16 protein-coding genes and 1 pseudogene are annotated in these 17015 nt (G+C 64.0%); 12 read left to right on the top strand and 5 right to left on the bottom strand.

Features of this window, described 5'->3' with window-relative positions:
- Nucleotides 1-58: 58 nt before the first annotated feature.
- A complete protein-coding gene (locus DWG20_RS15875) occupies nt 59-664 on the bottom strand; it encodes a hypothetical protein (RefSeq protein ID WP_147289902.1) in 606 nt (201 codons plus the stop codon).
- Nucleotides 665-866: 202 nt separating this feature from the next.
- Here DWG20_RS15875 and DWG20_RS02745 point away from each other — a divergent pair, with 202 nt between their 5' ends.
- The 9 genes from DWG20_RS02745 (at nt 867) to DWG20_RS02705 (ending at nt 9709) form a co-directional block, all read left to right on the top strand.
- Complete coding sequence (locus tag DWG20_RS02745) at nt 867-2594, top strand: potassium/proton antiporter (RefSeq protein WP_115432353.1); 1728 nt, start codon at nt 867-869, stop codon at nt 2592-2594.
- A 207-nt stretch (nt 2595-2801) separates the two neighbouring features.
- On the top strand, nt 2802-3089 hold the full coding sequence (gene groES, locus DWG20_RS02740) for a co-chaperone GroES (protein ID WP_115432351.1): 288 nt from the start codon (nt 2802-2804) through the stop codon (nt 3087-3089).
- 48 nt (nt 3090-3137) lie between these two features.
- Nucleotides 3138-4775, top strand: a complete 1638-nt coding sequence (gene groL / locus DWG20_RS02735) for a chaperonin GroEL (RefSeq protein ID WP_115432349.1) — start codon at nt 3138-3140, stop codon at nt 4773-4775.
- A 185-nt stretch (nt 4776-4960) separates the two neighbouring features.
- A complete protein-coding gene (locus tag DWG20_RS02730; RefSeq protein ID WP_115432347.1) occupies nt 4961-5707 on the top strand; it encodes a Nif3-like dinuclear metal center hexameric protein in 747 nt (248 codons plus the stop codon).
- A 123-nt stretch (nt 5708-5830) separates the two neighbouring features.
- Complete coding sequence (petA, locus tag DWG20_RS02725; RefSeq protein ID WP_115432346.1) at nt 5831-6415, top strand: ubiquinol-cytochrome c reductase iron-sulfur subunit; 585 nt, start codon at nt 5831-5833, stop codon at nt 6413-6415.
- Nucleotides 6416-6429: 14 nt separating this feature from the next.
- Complete coding sequence (locus DWG20_RS02720; RefSeq protein WP_115432344.1) at nt 6430-7749, top strand: cytochrome b; 1320 nt, start codon at nt 6430-6432, stop codon at nt 7747-7749.
- A 17-nt stretch (nt 7750-7766) separates the two neighbouring features.
- Nucleotides 7767-8522, top strand: a complete 756-nt coding sequence (locus DWG20_RS02715) for a cytochrome c1 (protein WP_115432342.1) — start codon at nt 7767-7769, stop codon at nt 8520-8522.
- Between the two features lie 151 nt (nt 8523-8673).
- Nucleotides 8674-9276, top strand: a complete 603-nt coding sequence (locus tag DWG20_RS02710; RefSeq protein WP_115432340.1) for a glutathione S-transferase N-terminal domain-containing protein — start codon at nt 8674-8676, stop codon at nt 9274-9276.
- A gap of 10 nt (nt 9277-9286) precedes the next feature.
- Nucleotides 9287-9709, top strand: a complete 423-nt coding sequence (locus DWG20_RS02705) for a ClpXP protease specificity-enhancing factor (protein WP_115432339.1) — start codon at nt 9287-9289, stop codon at nt 9707-9709.
- 181 nt (nt 9710-9890) lie between these two features.
- Here DWG20_RS02705 and DWG20_RS02700 read toward each other — a convergent pair whose 3' ends face one another.
- Both DWG20_RS02700 and glnK read right to left on the bottom strand, forming a co-directional pair.
- Nucleotides 9891-11189, bottom strand: coding sequence for an ammonium transporter (locus DWG20_RS02700; protein WP_425451609.1), 1299 nt, complete (start codon nt 11187-11189; stop codon nt 9891-9893).
- A 28-nt stretch (nt 11190-11217) separates the two neighbouring features.
- Nucleotides 11218-11556 carry a P-II family nitrogen regulator gene (gene glnK, locus DWG20_RS02695; RefSeq protein ID WP_115432335.1) on the bottom strand — a complete coding sequence of 113 codons (339 nt, stop codon included), beginning with the start codon at nt 11554-11556 and terminating at the stop codon, nt 11218-11220.
- Nucleotides 11557-11893: 337 nt separating this feature from the next.
- On the opposite strand from glnK, the gene DWG20_RS02690 reads away from it, so the two are divergent.
- The 3 genes and pseudogenes from DWG20_RS02690 to DWG20_RS02680 all read left to right on the top strand — a co-directional run bounded on the left by DWG20_RS02690 (nt 11894) and on the right by DWG20_RS02680 (nt 14990).
- Nucleotides 11894-12181: an accessory factor UbiK family protein gene (locus DWG20_RS02690; protein ID WP_115432334.1), complete on the top strand. Its 288-nt coding sequence runs from the start codon at nt 11894-11896 to the stop codon at nt 12179-12181.
- A 10-nt stretch (nt 12182-12191) separates the two neighbouring features.
- Nucleotides 12192-13049: pseudogene (locus DWG20_RS02685) on the top strand (YifB family Mg chelatase-like AAA ATPase); the annotation flags it as partial.
- A 78-nt stretch (nt 13050-13127) separates the two neighbouring features.
- On the top strand, nt 13128-14990 hold the full coding sequence (locus DWG20_RS02680; RefSeq protein WP_115432332.1) for a hypothetical protein: 1863 nt from the start codon (nt 13128-13130) through the stop codon (nt 14988-14990).
- A 280-nt stretch (nt 14991-15270) separates the two neighbouring features.
- Here DWG20_RS02680 and htpX read toward each other — a convergent pair whose 3' ends face one another.
- Together htpX and DWG20_RS02670 are read right to left on the bottom strand one after the other, a co-directional pair.
- Entirely contained in the window at nt 15271-16146 is an 876-nt protein-coding gene (htpX, locus tag DWG20_RS02675; protein ID WP_115432331.1) for a protease HtpX, read from the bottom strand.
- Nucleotides 16147-16187: 41 nt separating this feature from the next.
- Nucleotides 16188-17000 carry an undecaprenyl-diphosphate phosphatase gene (locus DWG20_RS02670; RefSeq protein ID WP_115432329.1) on the bottom strand — a complete coding sequence of 271 codons (813 nt, stop codon included), beginning with the start codon at nt 16998-17000 and terminating at the stop codon, nt 16188-16190.
- Nucleotides 17001-17015: the final 15 nt, after the last annotated feature.

Here is a 17015-nt window from a genome sequence, read left to right as displayed (position 1 = left end):
TTGTCGAGGCTCGACGTGGCAGCAGGGGGAAGTCTTGGCCGAGGGCGAGTGGGCAGGCTTAAGCGCGCGGCGGCGTTTCTGCCGCGGGCGTGGACAAGGGCTTGACCAGCAGCACATCGCCGCTGAGCTGGCCGAGCGGCAGATAGGCGGAAAAGCCCTGCGCGGCGTAGTTCGCCTCGAGGCGTGCGAGCAGCGCCGGCGAATGCGACAGCGCGCCGGGCAACAGGAAGGCGACCGAGCCGGGCGGCTGCGACAGGCTGTCGAGTATCTGGCGGAATACGCGACCGTGCTGGGCGCTGATGCGCTCCAACAGTGCCGCCGACACCGGCAGGAACAGTCGGCCCTCCTTGCCGGGCTCGCGCAGGTGGTTCAACAGGTGCAGGCAGCGGATGAAGCGGTCGAGCACCACCGGCGACTCGCTGACGCGCGTCAGCCTGGCGAGCGCCGATTCGCCGACCGTCCGGCCGTCCGGGCCGATCGCGACCAGTTCGGCCGCCCGGCCCAAAGGTTGGCCGAGCGCGTCGACCACCGGGCGGAAGCGGCTCCCGAGGCGGATCTTGAAGTATTCGCCGGCGATGCGGCCGTCCGGGGTTTGCCACAGCGGAAAGCCGCTGAAGTACTCGCGGTGTACGGTGGCGAGAAAGGTGGCAAACAGGTCGTTCATGGGGACTCCCGGACCGGCGATGCGGGCGGCTTTGAAGAGCGTGGTGGGCATCTGATGCAGTCTATCCGGCTCTATTCATATCCAAAAAGTATTTGGATGTATTTTATTATTCGTTTTTATGCTTAGCTCTTCGGGGAATACGGCCGGCCGGTCTGCCAGGCTGCATAATCATTAACACATCCAAACCACGGGGAAGGCGCTGTTGGAGCTCATCAATCAATCGATCCTGGTCGCCGCGCTGATCCTGTTCATCAGCCTCTTGGTGTCGTCGTTCGCATCGCGGCTCGGGGCGCCGTTGCTGCTGGTGTTTCTTGCGCTGGGCATGCTCGCCGGCGAGGATGGGCCGGGCGGCATCGCCTTCGACAACTATCCCTTGAGCTATCTGATCGGCACCGTCGCGCTGGTGGTGATCCTGTTCGACGGCGGCCTGAGGACGCGCATCGACAGCTTCCGCGTCGGCCTGAAGCCGGCGCTGTCGCTGGCGACGCTCGGCGTGCTGGTCACCGCGCTGATCACCGGCAGCTTCGCCGCGTGGCTGCTCGACCTCTCGTGGCTGGAAGGCCTCTTGATTGGCGCCATCGTCGGCTCGACCGACGCCGCCGCGGTGTTTTCCTTGCTGTCGGGCAGCGGGCTCAAACTCAACCGGCGCGTCGGCGCGGTGCTCGAGATCGAATCGGGCAGCAACGACCCGATGGCGGTGTTCCTGACGCTGGCGCTGATCGGCCTGATCGGGGCCGGACGCAGCGTGCCGGACGCGTCGCTCTTGATGGCCTTTGTGCAGCAGATGGGCGTCGGCGCGTTCGCCGGCTGGCTGGGCGGTCGCGCGATGGTGTGGATGTTCCGCCGCCTGTCGCTCGAGGGCGCGCTGTTGTCGATGTTCGGTCTCGCGGCCGCGCTGCTCCTGTTCGCGCTGGCGTCGGTCGCCGGTGGTAGCGGCTTCCTGGCGATCTACCTGGCCGGCCTCTTGCTCGGCAACGCGCGCATCGGCGGGCTGTCGACGCTGCTTCGCGTTCAGGACGGCTACGCTTGGCTCGCGCAGGTGGTGATGTTCCTGGTGTTGGGTCTCTTGGTCACGCCGCACGAGCTGGTGCCGCTCGCGCCGGCGGCGCTGGCCATCTCGCTGGTCTTGATGTTGGTGGCGCGGCCGGTCGCGGTGTGGCTGGGCCTGTTGCCGTTCAGCATGCAAAGAAGAGAGAAGTTCTACATCGGCTGGGTCGGCCTGCGCGGCGCGGTGCCGATCATTCTGGGCATCTTCCCGCTGATGGCCGGTCTGCCCAACGGCACGATCTATTTCAACGTCGCCTTCTTCGTCGTGCTGATGTCGCTGGTCTGCCAGGGCTGGAGCCTGGTGCCGCTCGCGGGCCGGCTCGGCCTCAAGCTGCCGGCGACGCCGCCACCGGCGCGGCGCGTGAAGGTCGAGGCCGGCGCCGACACGGCGTTCGAGGCGGCGTCATTCCGCGTCGAGGCCGAATCGGTCGCCGAGAGGACGACGTTGGCCGAGCTCGCGCTGCCCGAAGCCGCGCACCTGGCTGCGGTATTCCGCGGTGGCGAAAGGCTGGCGGCAGGCGAAGCCGGCGCCTTGGCCGAGGGCGACTGGCTGTATCTGGTCGGCACGGACGAGGCGCTTGCCGAGGCGACCGCGCTGTTCTCGAGCCGCGCCGAGCGCGAAGCGAAGCGCTTTTACGGCGTTTTCACCGTCGACGCGACGCTGACCGCCGGCGAACTGGCGCACGCCTACGGCGTGACGCTGGCGCCCGAATACGCCGCCTTGCCGCTGTCCGACTATTGCGAAAGGCTCGGCCAAGCTCCGCTGGTGCCGGGCGACATCGTGCCCTTCGGCCGCCTGACGCTGGTGGTGGCCAAAACCGAGGGCAATCGCGTGTCGCAACTGGGTATCCGTTTCGTGCCGGATTCTGCTCGTCCTTCCTGAATTCCCTCTTGAAAATCCCGTTGCGCCGCCCCACGTCTAGCGCACGCGATGGCGCCGCGCGACGCGGGGCAGGCTCTTGAAAAGCGTCGGACTCGCCCCTATTATTAGCACTCGCTAAGGTCGAGTGCTAACGCCCGGCCCAACACGCTGATTTGTTACGGGATTTTCACAGCAAAATCCCTTTGCTAAAGCTCATAGGAGAGATCAATGGCAATCCGTCCTTTGCACGATCGTGTAGTGATCAAGCGCCTCGAAGCCGAAGAAAAAACCGCTTCGGGCATCGTCCTGCCCGGCGCCGCCGCTGAAAAGCCGGACATGGGCGAAGTGCTCGCCGTCGGCAACGGCAAGATCCTCGAGAACGGTGAGCGTCGCCCGCTCGAACTGAAAGTCGGCGACAAGGTGATCTTCGGCAAATACTCCGGCCAGACCGTGAAGGTCGAAGGCGAGGAAGTCCTCGTGATGCGCGAGGAAGACGTGATGGGCATCGTGGAATAAGTCCACCGATCCCCCTTCCGTTCATCTAATCCCTGGAGAGTAAAGAACATGGCAGCAAAAGAAGTTAAATTCGGTGACTCCGCCCGCGCCAAGATGGTCAACGGCGTCAACATCCTCGCCGACGCGGTCAAGGTGACCCTGGGCCCGAAAGGCCGCAACGTGGTGCTCGACCGCTCGTTCGGCGCGCCGACCATCACCAAGGACGGCGTGTCGGTCGCCAAGGAAATCGAACTGAAGGACAAGTTCGAGAATATGGGCGCGCAGATGGTCAAGGAAGTCGCTTCCAAGACCTCCGACATCGCCGGTGACGGCACCACCACCGCGACCGTGCTGGCGCAGGCCATCGTGCAGGAAGGCATGAAGTACGTCGCCGCCGGCATGAACCCGATGGACCTGAAGCGCGGCATCGACAAGGCGGTGATCGCGCTGGTCGGCGAGCTGAAGAACATCGCCAAGCCGTGCGCGACCTCGAAAGAGATCGCCCAGGTCGGCTCGATCTCGGCCAACTCGGACGCCGACATCGGCCAGATCATCGCCAACGCGATGGAAAAAGTCGGCAAGGAAGGCGTGATCACCGTCGAAGACGGCAAGTCGCTCGAGAACGAACTCGACGTCGTCGAGGGCATGCAGTTCGACCGCGGCTACCTGTCGCCGTACTTCATCAACAACCCGGAAAAACAGATCGCGCTGCTCGACAACCCGTTCGTGCTGCTGTTCGACAAGAAAATCTCGAACATCCGCGACCTGTTGCCGGTGCTCGAGCAGGTGGCCAAGGCCGGCCGTCCGCTGTTGATCGTCGCCGAAGACGTCGAAGGCGAAGCGCTGGCGACCTTGGTGGTCAACACCATCCGCGGCATCCTGAAGGTCGTCGCCGTCAAGGCGCCGGGCTTCGGCGACCGCCGCAAGGCCATGCTGCAGGACATCGCCACGCTGACCGGCGGCACCGTGATCGCCGAAGAAGTCGGCCTGACGCTGGAAAAAGCCGACCTGTCGCTGCTCGGCCAAGCCAAGCGCATCGAAGTGGGCAAGGAAAACACCATCATCATCGACGGTGCCGGCGAAGCCGCCGCGATCCAGGCTCGCGTCGACGAGGTCCGTTCGCAGATCGAAAACGCCACCTCCGATTACGACCGTGAAAAGCTGCAAGAGCGCGTAGCCAAGCTGGCCGGCGGCGTGGCGGTGATCAAGGTCGGCGCCGCGACCGAAGTCGAAATGAAAGAGAAGAAGGCCCGCGTCGAAGATGCGCTGCACGCGACCCGTGCCGCCGTCGAAGAAGGCGTGGTGCCCGGCGGTGGCGTGGCCATCCTGCGCGCGCGTTCGAGCCTGTCGAGCGTCGAGACCCTCAACGTCGACCAGGCCGCCGGCGTGAAGATCGTGCTGCGCGCGATCGAAGCCCCGCTGCGCCAGATCGTGCAGAACGCCGGCGACGAGCCGTCGGTCGTGATCAACAAGGTGCTCGAAGGTACCGGTAACTTCGGTTACAACGCCGCGACCAGCGAATACGGCGACATGATCGAGATGGGCGTGCTCGATCCGGCCAAGGTGACCCGTTCGGCGCTGCAACACGCCGCTTCGGTCGCCGGCCTGATGCTGACCACCGACGCGATGATCGCCGAACTGCCGGAAGACAAGGCCGCAGCCCCGATGGGCGGCATGGGCGGCATGGGCATGGACGGCATGATGTAATCAGCCGTCAGGACCCGTCCGACGATGAAAACCCCGCTCCTCGGAGCGGGGTTTTTCTTTGGGCTTTGCCGGCACCCTCCCGAGCTTGGCCTGGCTGAGCGTGGCAGGCGAAGGAAGGCTCGGCCAACCTTGGTCGCGTTGGGCTACGCTGGCACAATGCCGCCATCTAACAAAGGGGATACGCCATGCAACGCAGCGAACTGATTGCCCTGTTGGACGCCACGCTCGAGCCGTGGCGCTTCAAGGATTACGCGCCGAACGGCCTGCAGGTCGAGGGGGCGAGCGAAGTGAAAAAGGTCGTCACCGGCGTCACCGCGAGCCAGGCACTGCTCGACGAGGCCGTCGCGCGCGGCGCCGACGCGGTGCTGGTCCACCATGGCTACTTCTGGAAGAACGAGGACGCCCGCGTCACCGGCATCAAGCGACGCCGTCTGAAAACGCTGCTCGAAAACGACATCAATCTGGTCGCCTACCACCTGCCGCTCGATGCGCACCCGGTGCTGGGCAACAATGTGAGGTTGGCCGAGGTGCTGGGGCTGACGGCCGAAGGGCAGGGCGGCGACCAGAATCTGCTGTGGTACGGCCGCGCCGAAACGGTGCGGAACGCGCGCGACTTCGCCGACGACTTGTCGGCCAGGCTCGGACGCGAAACGTTGCTCTTGGGGCCGCAAGACAAGACCATCCGACGCGTCGCCTGGTGTACCGGCGGCGCGCAGGGCTTTTTCGCCGACGCGGTCGCGTTGGGCGTCGACGCCTTCATCACCGGCGAGGTGTCCGAGCAGAACCTCCACTTGGCCGAGGAATGCGGGGTGGCCTTCATCGCCGCCGGGCATCACGCGACCGAGCGTTACGGCATCCAGGCGCTCGGCGAATGGCTGATGCAAAACAGCGATGCCACGGTCGAATTCGTCGATCTGCCGAATCCGGTATGAAACGCGTTGTAAGCGGCTCGGCGACAATTTCTTTTCATAACGGCTTCAAGTGCCTAGTGGGAATCGGGTAAAATCGGGCGATTTTGAAAATGCTCGGTTTCCACGTTTTGAGGATGACTGTAAATGAGTGAACAACACGTCGATACGGGGCGCCGTCGATTCCTGACGGTCGCAACCAGCGCGGTTGGTGGTGTGGCCGTGGCCGGGGTCGCCACGCCGTTCTTGATGAGTTTCTTCCCGTCCGAACGGGCCAAGGCCGCCGGAGCGCCGGTGGGGGTGGACATCAGCAAGCTGGAGCCGGGTCAGCAGATCACCGTCGAGTGGCGCGGCAAGCCGGTGTGGCTGCTGTCGCGCACGCCGGAAATGGTGAAGAACCTCGCCAAGAACGACGACAAGCTGCTCGACCCGAAGTCTGAAGTCGAGCAGCAGCCCGAGTACTGCCAGAACCCGACCCGTTCGATCAAGCCGGAGCTTCTCGTCGCCGTCGGCATCTGTACCCATCTGGGCTGTTCGCCGACCTACCGCCCCGACCTCGCGCCGGCCGACCTCGGCCCCGAGTGGCTCGGCGGCTACTACTGTCCGTGTCACGGCTCCAAGTTCGACCTCGCTGCCCGCGTGTTCAAGGGGGTGCCGGCGCCGAAGAACCTGGAAATCCCGCCGCACAAGTATCTGTCCGATACGAACCTGCTGATCGGCGACGACAAATAAGCTGAGGACACAAGATGAACACAGGACAACGCATTCTCAACTGGGTCGACGAGCGCTTCCCGCTGTCGTCGGTGCTCAAAGAGCACGTCACCGACTATTACGCGCCGAAAAACTTCAACTTCTGGTACTTCTTCGGTTCGCTCGCGCTCTTGGTGCTGGTGATCCAGATCGTCACCGGCATCTTCCTGACGATGAACTACAAGCCCGACGCGAACCTCGCCTTCCTGTCGGTCGAGTACATCATGCGCGACGTGCCGGGCGGCTGGATCATCCGCTACATGCACTCGACCGGCGCGTCGATGTTCTTCGTCGTCGTCTATCTCCATATGTTCCGCGGCCTGATCTACGGCTCGTACAAGCAGCCGCGCGAGCTGGTCTGGGTGTTCGGCTCGCTGATCTTCCTGGTGCTGATGGCCGAGGCGTTCATGGGCTACCTGTTGCCGTGGGGACAGATGTCGTTCTGGGGCGCGCAGGTGATCGTGAACCTGTTCGGCTCGATCCCGCTGATCGGCCCGGACCTGTCGGTGTGGATCCGCGGCGACTACGTGGTGTCCGACGTCACGCTGAACCGCTTCTTCGCGCTGCACGTGATCGCCGTGCCGCTGGTCCTGTTGGCGCTCGTGGTCGCGCACCTGGTCGCGCTGCACGAAGTCGGCTCGAACAACCCCGACGGCGTCGAGATCAAGAAGAACAAGGACCCCGAGACCGGCCTGCCGCTCGACGGCATCCCGTTCCACCCGTACTACACGGTGAAGGACGTGCTCGGTGTGGCGGTGTTCCTGATCGTGTTCTCGGCGATCGTGTTCTTCCTGCCGGAGATGGGCGGCTACTTCCTCGAGCACCCGAACTTCGACCCGGCCGACCCGCTGAAGACCCCGCCGCATATCGCGCCGGTATGGTACTTCACGCCGTTCTACGCGATCCTGCGCGCGATTCCGTCCTTCCTCGGCACCCAGGTATGGGGCGTGATCGGCATGGGCGCGGCGGTGGTCATCATCGGCCTCTTGCCGTGGCTGGACAAGTCGCCGGTCAAGTCGGTCCGCTACCGCGGCACGAAGTTCAAGTTCATGCTGGTGCTGTTCATCATCGCCTTCATCGGCCTCGGCATCCTCGGCGCGCTGCCGGCGACCGATACCCGTACCGTGGTGTCGCAGATCCTCTCGGTCGTGTACTTCGCGTTCTTCTTCGGCATGCCGTTCTACACCAAGAACGACGTCGGCGCCGTTCCGGTTCCGGACCGCGTGACCGAAAGCAATGTCCGTCGCCAGATCCGCTTCGTCGTGCTGTTCGCGGTGACGATCATCGGTGCGGCGCTGTTCGCGATGTTCGTGTAATTGAGGGGATGGCACACATGAAAAAACAACTCCGTCATCTGATCGCCGCCGTCGCCCTCGTGCTGCCGGTGGCGGGTTTCGCCTCCGAAGGCCCGGCTCTGGAAAAGGCGCCGATCAATATCCAGGATACCGAGTCGCTGCAGCGCGGTGCGCAGACCTTCGTCAACTACTGTCTGTCGTGCCACTCGGCCAACGCGATGCGCTACAACCGCCTGACCGACATCGGCCTGTCCGAGGACGAGATCAAGAGCAATCTCTTGTTCGCATCGGACAAGGTCGGCGACACCATGGCCGTGGCGATGGACAAGAAGGACGCCAAGGTGTGGATGGGCTCGGCGCCGCCCGATCTGTCGGTGATCGCCCGTTCGCGTGGTGCGGACTACCTGTACGCCTATATGAAGGGCTTCTACCGCGACCCGAGCCGCGACACCGGCTGGAACAACCTGGTGTTCGACAACGTCGGCATGCCGCACGTGCTGTGGGAGTGGCAGGGTGAGCAGGTGCTGAAGAAGGGCAAGGACGCGAAGGGCCACGAGACGCGCAGCCTCGAGCTGATCAAGGCCGGAACGCTGACCAAGCTGGAAAACGGCAAGGCCAATACGATCGATTACGATCGTCGCGTCGCCGACCTGGTGAACTATCTGGTCTACATGGCCGAGCCGGCTCAGGTGAAACGCCACCAGATCGGTTACATCGTGCTGATGTTCCTGACCCTGTTGCTGCTGCCGTTCGCCTACTTCCTGAAGAAGGAATACTGGAAAGACATCCACTGAAAAGCGGCGTGAAACAGCTAAAAGCGGGGAGTGAGCTCCCCGCTTTTTCTTTTTGAAATCATGGATTTAGCGCCTTTTCCTGGATTTTACCCATTGACAGGTGGTAAAATCTGCCCATTTCTTGATCAATCCCTACGGAAACCCGCCCGCCATGATGACCCTCTATTCCGGACTCACCTGCCCGTTCAGCCAACGTTGCCGCATCGTGCTGTTCGAAAAAGGCATGGACTTCGAGATCATCGACGTCGACGTCCACAACAAGCCGGAAGATCTCGCGGTGATGAACCCGTACAACGAGGTGCCGGTGCTGGTCGAGCGCGACCTGATCCTGCACGAGTCGAACATCATCAACGAGTACATCGACGAGCGCTTCCCGCACCCGCAGCTGATGCCGGCCGACCCGGTGATGCGCGCCCGCGCGCGGCTGTTCCTGCACCGTTTCGAGAACGAGCTGTTCAACCACGTGAAGTCGCTCGAAGCCGGCGCCAGCGGCAAGGAAGCGACCCGTGCCCGCGAAGCGATCCGCGACGGCCTGACCACCATCGCGCCGATCTTCGCCAAACAGAAGTTCATGCTCGGCGAAGACTTCACCATGATCGACGTCGCGATCGCGCCGTTGATGTGGCGCCTCGAGCACTACGGCATCGAACTGGGCAAGGCCGCCGCGCCTATCCTCAAATACGCCGAACGCATCTTCCAGCGCCAGGCCTTCATCGATTCGCTGACGCCGTCCGAAAAGGCGATGCGCAAGTAAGGAGCCCGCGATGGCCGGCAGTACCAAACCCTACCTGATCCGTGCGCTGCACGAATGGTGCACCGACAACGGTCACACGCCTTACGTCGTCGTCTGGGTCGACGGCCGCACCCAGGTGCCGCACGAGTTCGTCAAAGACAATGAGATCGTGCTCAACATCGGTTACAACGCCACGCAGGGGCTGAAGATCGCCAACGACTGGCTGTCGTTCTCGGCGCGTTTCGGCGGCGTGTCGCGTGACATCTGGGTCCCGGTGGGCAACGTGCTGTCGATCTTCGCGCGCGAAACCGGCGAGGGCATGGGCTTCGAGGTCGAACTCGCGGCCGACGCCACGCCGGCGCCGACCGAAGCTCCGGCGACCGATCCCAAACCGGATGGCGACGGCGGCGGTAAGCCGCCCGCTGCGCGCGGCCACCTGCGCGTGGTCAAGTAAGCGCGCCCGATCCGTTAGTGAAAACCGCCCGCACCGTTCTGGTGCGGGCGGTTTTTTTTGTGCCGGGCTCGGCCAACGTTGGCCGAGGACGAAAAAAAAAAGCGGGGATCATAAGACCCCCGCTGACAAGATGCACGGCCCGCCTCCTTCTCGATCGTCGATCTCGGGCCGCGCAAGAGGTTTATTCGACGCGCTCGCCGTGCAGCACCAGGTCCAGACCCTCGCGTTCCTTTTCTTCGTCGACGCGCAGGCCGATCACCACGTCGACCAGCTTCAGGATCGCGAAGGTGACCACCGCGCAGTAGACGACGGTCACGCCGACGCCGAGCGCTTGCACCGCGAGCGAACCTTCGACGCCGCCGATGTCCTTGACCGCGAACACGCCGGTCAGCAGCGCGCCGACGATGCCGCCGACCCCGTGCACGCCGAAGGCGTCGAGCGAGTCGTCGTAGCCCAGCATGTGCTTCAGGCCGGTGGCGCCCCAGTAGCACACCACGCCGGCGATCAGGCCGATGGCCAGCGCGCCCTGGGCGTCGACGAAGCCGGCGGCCGGAGTGATTGCCACCAGGCCTGCGACCGCGCCGGACGCGATGCCGAGCACCGACGGTTTGCCCTTGGCGATCCATTCGGCGAACATCCACGCGAGCGCGGCGGTGCCGGTCGCGATCTGCGTCACCAGCATCGCCAGACCCGCGCGGCCGTCGGCGGCGACCGCCGAACCGGCGTTGAAGCCGAACCAGCCCACCCACAGCATCGACGCGCCGATCAGCGTCAGCACCAGGTTGTGCGGTGCCATCGCCTCGCGGCCGTAGCCTACGCGTTTGCCGAGCACCAGCGCTGCCACCAGGCCGGCGATACCGGCGTTGATGTGCACCACGGTCCCTCCGGCGAAGTCGAGCACGCCGTAATCGAACATCCAGCCGCCCGGCGCCCACACCCAGTGAGCGACCGGCACGTACACCAGCAGCGACCAGACCGCCATGAAGACCAGCATCGCCGAGAACTTCATCCGTTCGGCGAACGCGCCGGTGATCAGCGCCGGCGTGATGATCGCGAACGTCATCTGGAACATCATGAACACCGACTCGGGGATCGTGCCGGCCAGCGGATGCACCGTCAGCTTGGCGGCGTCTTTGAGGTAGACGAGGCCGTCGAGCAGCACGCGGTCGAAGCCGCCGATATACGGATTGCCGGGCGTGAACGTCAGGCTGTAGCCGATCACCGCCCACAGCACGGTGATCAGCGCGCAGATCGCGAAACTTTGCATCAGCGTGGACAGCACGTTCTTGCGGCGCACCATGCCGCCGTAGAACAGCGCGAGACCCGGGATGGTCATGAACAGCACCAGCGCGGTCGAGGTCAGCATCCAGGCGGTGTCGCCGGCGCTGATGGTCTTGGCGTCGACCAGCGTCGGCGCCGCATCGGCCAGCGCCAGCGCCGGCATCGCGAGCCCGGCGGCGAGCCAGGCGAGACGGTTCAAGGATTTCATGGTGGTCTCCCTCTGTCGTTTACAGCGCGTCCGCGCCGGTTTCGCCGGTCCGGATGCGAATCACTTGGTCCAGGTCCATCACGAAGATCTTGCCGTCGCCGATCTTGCCGGTGCGCGCGGCATTCTCGATCGCCTCGAGCACGACCTCGAGCAGATCCTCGGCGATCGCGATCTCCAGTTTGACCTTGGGCAGAAAGTCCACCACGTACTCCGCGCCGCGGTAGAGCTCGGTGTGCCCCTTCTGCCGGCCGAAGCCTTTCACCTCGGTCACGGTAATGCCTTGCACGCCGATCGCCGACAGGGCCTCGCGGACCTCGTCCAGCTTGAACGGCTTGATAATCGCGCTAACCAGTTTCATGGCGGTTCCTCCCTCAAGGATCGGTTTGCCGGATTGCTTGCAGAGGCAATATGCAGAAAGCGTGCCAGCTCCCTATATAGGGCGCTGGCGCGTGATCGGCCGGAAAAATGACGCCGATTTGCACCGCGAAAGGGCATGTCGCATCGCGATACGCACCAATTTGGTCGCATTGTCGCGCGAGTTCGCACCAGGCTGGGGCAGTGCTCGGCCAACGTCGACCGAAGGAAAGGACGAGGGATGGGTGGAACCTTGCTGCGCTGCGGAGTCAAACCGGCGTCTGTCTGTCCTTTTTGCTACACTCCAGCAGACAGGAAATGACACAAGCAAGGAGACGACCATGCTCAGCCAGAAACTCTTCGAAGAAATCAGCAACAAGATCAGCGAAACCATCGCCGCGAGCCCGGCCAAGGATGTGGAAAAGAATATCAAGTCGCTGATGTCGTCGACCTTTGCGCGCATGGACCTGGTCACGCGCGAGGAATTCGACGTGCAGCAGGAAGTGCTCGCGCGTACGCGCGAAAAGCTGACGCTGCTCGAGGCGCGCGTTGCCAAGCTGGAGGCGGCGCTGTTCCCGGAAGCGGCGGCCGAGCAGGAACGCAGCGAAGCGAGCCAGGGCCACTCCTGACCCTGCGCCGATGACGCTCGCGATCGTGCAGAGCCGGGCCTTGTCCGGCATGCAGGCGCCCGAGGTCGCGGTCGAAGTGCATCTGGCGAACGGCCTGCCTTCGTTCACCATCGTCGGTCTGCCCGACACCGAGGTGAAGGAAAGCCGCGAGCGGGTACGCGCCGCGCTCCAGGTCGCCGGATTCGAATTCCCGGCGCGCCGGATCACGGTGAACCTCGCGCCGGCCGACCTGCCGAAGGAGTCGGGGCGTTTCGACCTGCCGATCGCGCTCGGCATCCTCGCGGCGAGCGGCCAGATCCCTGCGGCGAAGCTCGCCGACTACGAATTCGCCGGCGAGCTGGCGCTCTCCGGCGAGTTGCGCCCGATCCGCGGCGCGCTGGCGATGACCTGGCACGCGAGCCGCGCCGGCCGCGCCTTCGTGCTGCCGCGGGCCAGTGCGTGTGAAGCCGCCTGGGTCGAGCGGGCGACCGTGCATCCGGCCGATTCGCTGCTAGCGGTTTGTGCGCATCTGAACGGGATCGCTACGCTCGAAGTGCAGCCGCCGCTGCCGTTCGAGTTGGCGAGTCCTTATCCGGACCTTTCCGACATCAAAGGCCAGGCCGGCGCGCGCCGTGCGCTCGAAGTCGCCGCGGCTGGTGCGCACCATCTGTTGATGGTCGGCCCGCCCGGCACCGGCAAGTCGATGCTGGCCGCACGCCTGGCGGGCATCCTGCCGTCGATGACCGAAGACGAAGCGCTCGAATCGGCGGCCCTGCAGTCGTTGACGGCTCACGGCGCGTCGCTGAACTGGCGTGCCCGCCCGTTCAGAAGTCCACACCATACCGCATCGGCGGTGGCCCTGGTCGGAGGCGGCTCCGTGTTAAAGCCAATGCTGTTTGCGACTCATGAATGTTATTTGCGACTGATGGTCGATTTATGCGACTGTCTCCGACCCCCCAGATGATTTATGGCCATCATCCCGCAGTTGCCGCTGTTCAAGGAAATCGCCAGTCAAGAACAGTGCTATCGGCTCGAATGGATGGGCGGGGTCTACGCCAATCTGGGCGATCCTTCGAATCCGTTGCTCGAATGTTTCTTCACGCCCTTGAACCCTGTCAGTGGGAAGCGAGACTTTCCCAATCAGATCCGTGCGGGCATCGCGGTGGGCTATCTGCCGACCCTCTTCCTCGGACAGACCTTTCAGGGTAAGAACAGGCGCCCCCAATTGGGACGCGCAGCAGCCCGACTCACGCTGCAGCTGGACCTGCGGCAACCGGGCGCGGTCGAGGAGACGTCTTTGCTTGACGTCGAGGCCGCAGCCCGATTCGATCCGGTGCACCAGCGATTCCTGAAGCCCATGGCCGATCATGACGGCTCTTCGCTGCGGGCGGGCTTGAAGCGACTGCAGGGTAAGGTGATTCATACCCACGGTCAGGCTGTGGCGCCGTCCGTCATCCTGGTGCCGGAGTTAGAGCTGCTTCGCTTCTACTACGTGTCCAGTGAGCGCATGGCGAAGCTGATCTTCACCGGCCACTTTGGACGGGAGGAGTGGGCCGAAAGTACCTACAACCTCCTCCACGAGGAGCCGAGCTACGATCTGGAAAGTGGCGTCGCCCGTTTTGTGTATCGGCACGGTTTTGCACGTGCCGACGTTCCCGTGCTGGCGCGGATCCTGTTCGAAGGCGGGGAGCGCTGGGCTCAGCGCGGAGTGTATCGCCCCGGGACGCTCGCGCTCGCCCAGCGGATCAACGCCGCAGGGAGATCATCCCTGTTTCATCCGCGTACCCGCTTCCCCTTCATGGCACCGACGACGCTTGAACTCGCCGGCTCTTACTGGAATTTCAAGACGGATCACCCGGTCTTCCTGGTTCATCAGATACTGAGTTGTTCCGGACCTTTTCCGTTCAAGGGCATCAGCTATTGCGAGGAGGTGGGCCCCGGGGGTAAACCGGCTGGGCCGGACGCGCCGGTTGCTTTTCCTGGTCGGCGATGGCGCCATTTGAGAGGTGGCAGCTCTGTGGGGCTGGGGCTCAGCACCGAGCCACCGGCCGGGGGTGTCGAGAAGCAGCTGTTTCAGGGCGCTGGCCGCAAGTTTCTTGCGCTGCAGGGCATGCCGATCGTCCGCGAAAAACGGCGTGACTGCACACATCGTGCCGGCGGGGGGAGCGGTGGTGCCGTGGAGGATTTGCCGAACTCCAGCACGGGCGACCCGACTCAAGGGAATACCTCGGCCAAGCCGCTGGCCATACAGGATAAGACGCTACGACCTTCTGTCGTGCCGGCCAGCCTCGATGCGTTTCTGGAGGCGCTGGATGTCCTGAGCAAGGAGAGGCCCGAGTGGCGGATGGAGACGGTCCCGGCGGGCTTTGATGGCCGCTACGATGAGGAGCGCGAAGCGTGGTTCTCGTTGTTTCCCATGGTGCCGTGTGAGAAGCGGACGCTGCAGCTGCGGCAGTTCTCCTTCATGGATGACGAGCGGACCGAGCAGCGCAGATTGGTCTGCGCGCGGTTGACAGTCGGAGCGGGACAGTATGTCTACTTGCTGGATGCCGAGCGCCGCGACCGGAAGCAGCCAGGGCCTGGCCAGTCACTCTATATGGACGTCTTGCCGATCGCCTTGCTGCGCACCCGAAATTACACCCCTATCGACGACGAGTTGTTCGACAAAATCCTGGTCGCGGCAGTTAAGAAGACTACGTGGCCGCTCACCGACGAGGTCGACGGCATCGTGCGGGATGACACCCGGCATGGCAAAGGAGCCAAGGACATCCAGGACATTGCGGCCAGGATGATCGCGTTGGTTTTACGTCACTGTTCGCCTGAGCTCTGACGCAACGCTTCAGGAGGACATGGATGTGCTGCTCATGAGCACTCGCTTGCCTCCCATCGCAGAGCCAGAAGAGGCCCCTCGGCGGACTGTCCCGGGGCAGTCCAGAAGTGGCTAAAGGGATTCAAGACATTGCAGCAAGGATAGAGGTTCTTGTTCTCCGATATTGTCCACAATAAGTTCTATCGTACAGCTCACATCTTCATCTGAGCAGGATAATGGCATCTGAAAAAAAACGGCCTCCGATCGGAGGCCGTTTCGTTCGGCTCGCGCGGGAGGCTGGTCAGGACTGCAAAGCGGCGATGCGCTCCTCAAGACTCGGATGGGAGGCGAATAGCGACGACCAGCGGCCGTGACCGCCGGCGATGCCGGAGGCCGCCATGTTCTGCGGCAGCTCGCCGGCCTCGGTACCGCCGAGGCGGCGCAGCGCGGCGATCATCGGCTGCGGGCTGCGCAGCAACTGCGCGGCGCCGGCGTCGGCGCGGAATTCGCGCTGGCGCGAGAAGTACATCACGATCAGGCTGGCCAGAATGCCGAACGCCAGTTCGCAGACGATCACCGTCACCATGTAGCCGATGCCCGGACCGCTGCTTTCCTCGTCGTTCTTGCGCAGCAGGCCATCGACCACGTAGCCGACCACGCGGGCCAGGAAGAACACGAAGGTGTTCACCACGCCCTGGATCAGCGTCAGGGTCACCATGTCGCCGTTGGCGATGTGCGCGACCTCGTGCGCCAGCACCGCCTCGACCTCCCGCTCGTTCATGTTGTACAGCAGCCCGGTCGACACCGCGACCAGCGAGTTCGACTTGCTCGGCCCGGTGGCGAAGGCGTTGGGCTCGCCCTCGTAGACGGCGACCTCGGGCATCGGCAGTCCGGCGTCGCGCGCCAGCCGCGCGACGGTGTCGACCAGCCAGCGCTCGGTCGGGTTCTGCGGATTGTCGATCACCTGGGCGCCGGTCGACCATTTCGCCATCGGCTTGGACATCCACAGCGAGATGAAGGCGCCACCGAACCCCATCAGCGCGGCAAACGTCAGCAGCGTGCCCAGGTTCAGGCCGTTGCCGGTCATGAAGCGATTCAGGCCGAGCAGGCTGGCCGCCACGCTGAGCACGAGCATGACGGCGATGTTGGTACAGATCAGAAGAAGAACGCGTTTCATGTCGAAGAGTCCTCGTTATCAAGACGGGGCAAGGTGAGCGATCAAAGGGATGCGGTGGCGATGCCCGCGGCGATCACGGTTCCCAGTGCAATCCGGTACCAGGCGAACACGCGCAGCGAATGGCGAGCGACGAAGCGCACCATGGCCTTGACGACCAAGAGCGCGGAGATGAAGGCTGCGACAAAACCGACCGCGATCGCGCCAACGTCGTTGGCGTTCAACAAATGATGATGACGATAGAGGTCGTAACTGGCGGCGCCGAGCATGGTCGGCATGGCCAGGAAGAATGAGAATTCCGTGGCGGTCTGGCGCGACAGGCCCGACAGCATCCCGCCGACGATCGTCGCCCCGGAACGCGAGGTACCGGGGATCATCGCGAAGCACTGCGCGACGCCAACGCCCAAGGCATGGCGCCAACCGATCTGCTCGGTATCATGCACCTGCGGGACGGCACGACGCCCCTCGACCGCGAGGATGATCAGACCGCCGACGATCAGCGCGGCCGCAACCACGGACGGGTTGAACAGCAGGCTCTTGATGACGCCGATCGACAGCGCGCCGATGACGGCGGCCGGAAGGAAGGCCAGCAGCACGCACAGCGCAAAGCGGCGCTCCGTTTCGCCGCCGTTGAGCAAGCCGGTCAGCAGGCGGCGGATCTTGTCGCGATAGAGCCAGCAGACGGCCAGCACCGCGCCGAGCTGGATCACCACCTCGAAGACGCGCGCCTCGTGGGACGCGAAGGCGATCCAGTCGCCGATCAGAATCAGATGACCGGTACTGGAGATGGGGAGAAACTCGCTGAGCCCTTCGACGAAACCGAGCAACAGCGCCTTGAAAAGATGTAACAGGTCCATGGGGGCAAAAAAAGC

The organism is Crenobacter cavernae, from assembly GCF_003355495.1.
In the GTDB taxonomy this organism is placed as follows: Bacteria; Pseudomonadota; Gammaproteobacteria; order Burkholderiales; family Chromobacteriaceae; genus Crenobacter; species Crenobacter cavernae.
This window is presented reverse-complemented; position numbering and strand designations above follow the sequence as displayed.

What these genes read in the sequence shown, in the direction of transcription:
- DWG20_RS15875 (WP_147289902.1), bottom strand. Translation starts at nt 664, where the DNA reads ATGAACGACCTGTTTGCCACCTTTCTCGCCACCGTACACCGCGAGTAC.
- groES (WP_115432351.1), top strand. Translation starts at nt 2,802, where the DNA reads ATGGCAATCCGTCCTTTGCACGATCGTGTAGTGATCAAGCGCCTCGAA.
- groL (WP_115432349.1), top strand. Translation starts at nt 3,138, where the DNA reads ATGGCAGCAAAAGAAGTTAAATTCGGTGACTCCGCCCGCGCCAAGATG.
- DWG20_RS02730 (WP_115432347.1), top strand. Translation starts at nt 4,961, where the DNA reads ATGCAACGCAGCGAACTGATTGCCCTGTTGGACGCCACGCTCGAGCCG.
- petA (WP_115432346.1), top strand. Translation starts at nt 5,831, where the DNA reads ATGAGTGAACAACACGTCGATACGGGGCGCCGTCGATTCCTGACGGTC.
- DWG20_RS02720 (WP_115432344.1), top strand. Translation starts at nt 6,430, where the DNA reads ATGAACACAGGACAACGCATTCTCAACTGGGTCGACGAGCGCTTCCCG.
- DWG20_RS02715 (WP_115432342.1), top strand. Translation starts at nt 7,767, where the DNA reads ATGAAAAAACAACTCCGTCATCTGATCGCCGCCGTCGCCCTCGTGCTG.
- DWG20_RS02710 (WP_115432340.1), top strand. Translation starts at nt 8,674, where the DNA reads ATGATGACCCTCTATTCCGGACTCACCTGCCCGTTCAGCCAACGTTGC.
- DWG20_RS02705 (WP_115432339.1), top strand. Translation starts at nt 9,287, where the DNA reads ATGGCCGGCAGTACCAAACCCTACCTGATCCGTGCGCTGCACGAATGG.
- glnK (WP_115432335.1), bottom strand. Translation starts at nt 11,556, where the DNA reads ATGAAACTGGTTAGCGCGATTATCAAGCCGTTCAAGCTGGACGAGGTC.
- DWG20_RS02690 (WP_115432334.1), top strand. Translation starts at nt 11,894, where the DNA reads ATGCTCAGCCAGAAACTCTTCGAAGAAATCAGCAACAAGATCAGCGAA.
- DWG20_RS02680 (WP_115432332.1), top strand. Translation starts at nt 13,128, where the DNA reads ATGGCCATCATCCCGCAGTTGCCGCTGTTCAAGGAAATCGCCAGTCAA.
- htpX (WP_115432331.1), bottom strand. Translation starts at nt 16,146, where the DNA reads ATGAAACGCGTTCTTCTTCTGATCTGTACCAACATCGCCGTCATGCTC.
- DWG20_RS02670 (WP_115432329.1), bottom strand. Translation starts at nt 17,000, where the DNA reads ATGGACCTGTTACATCTTTTCAAGGCGCTGTTGCTCGGTTTCGTCGAA.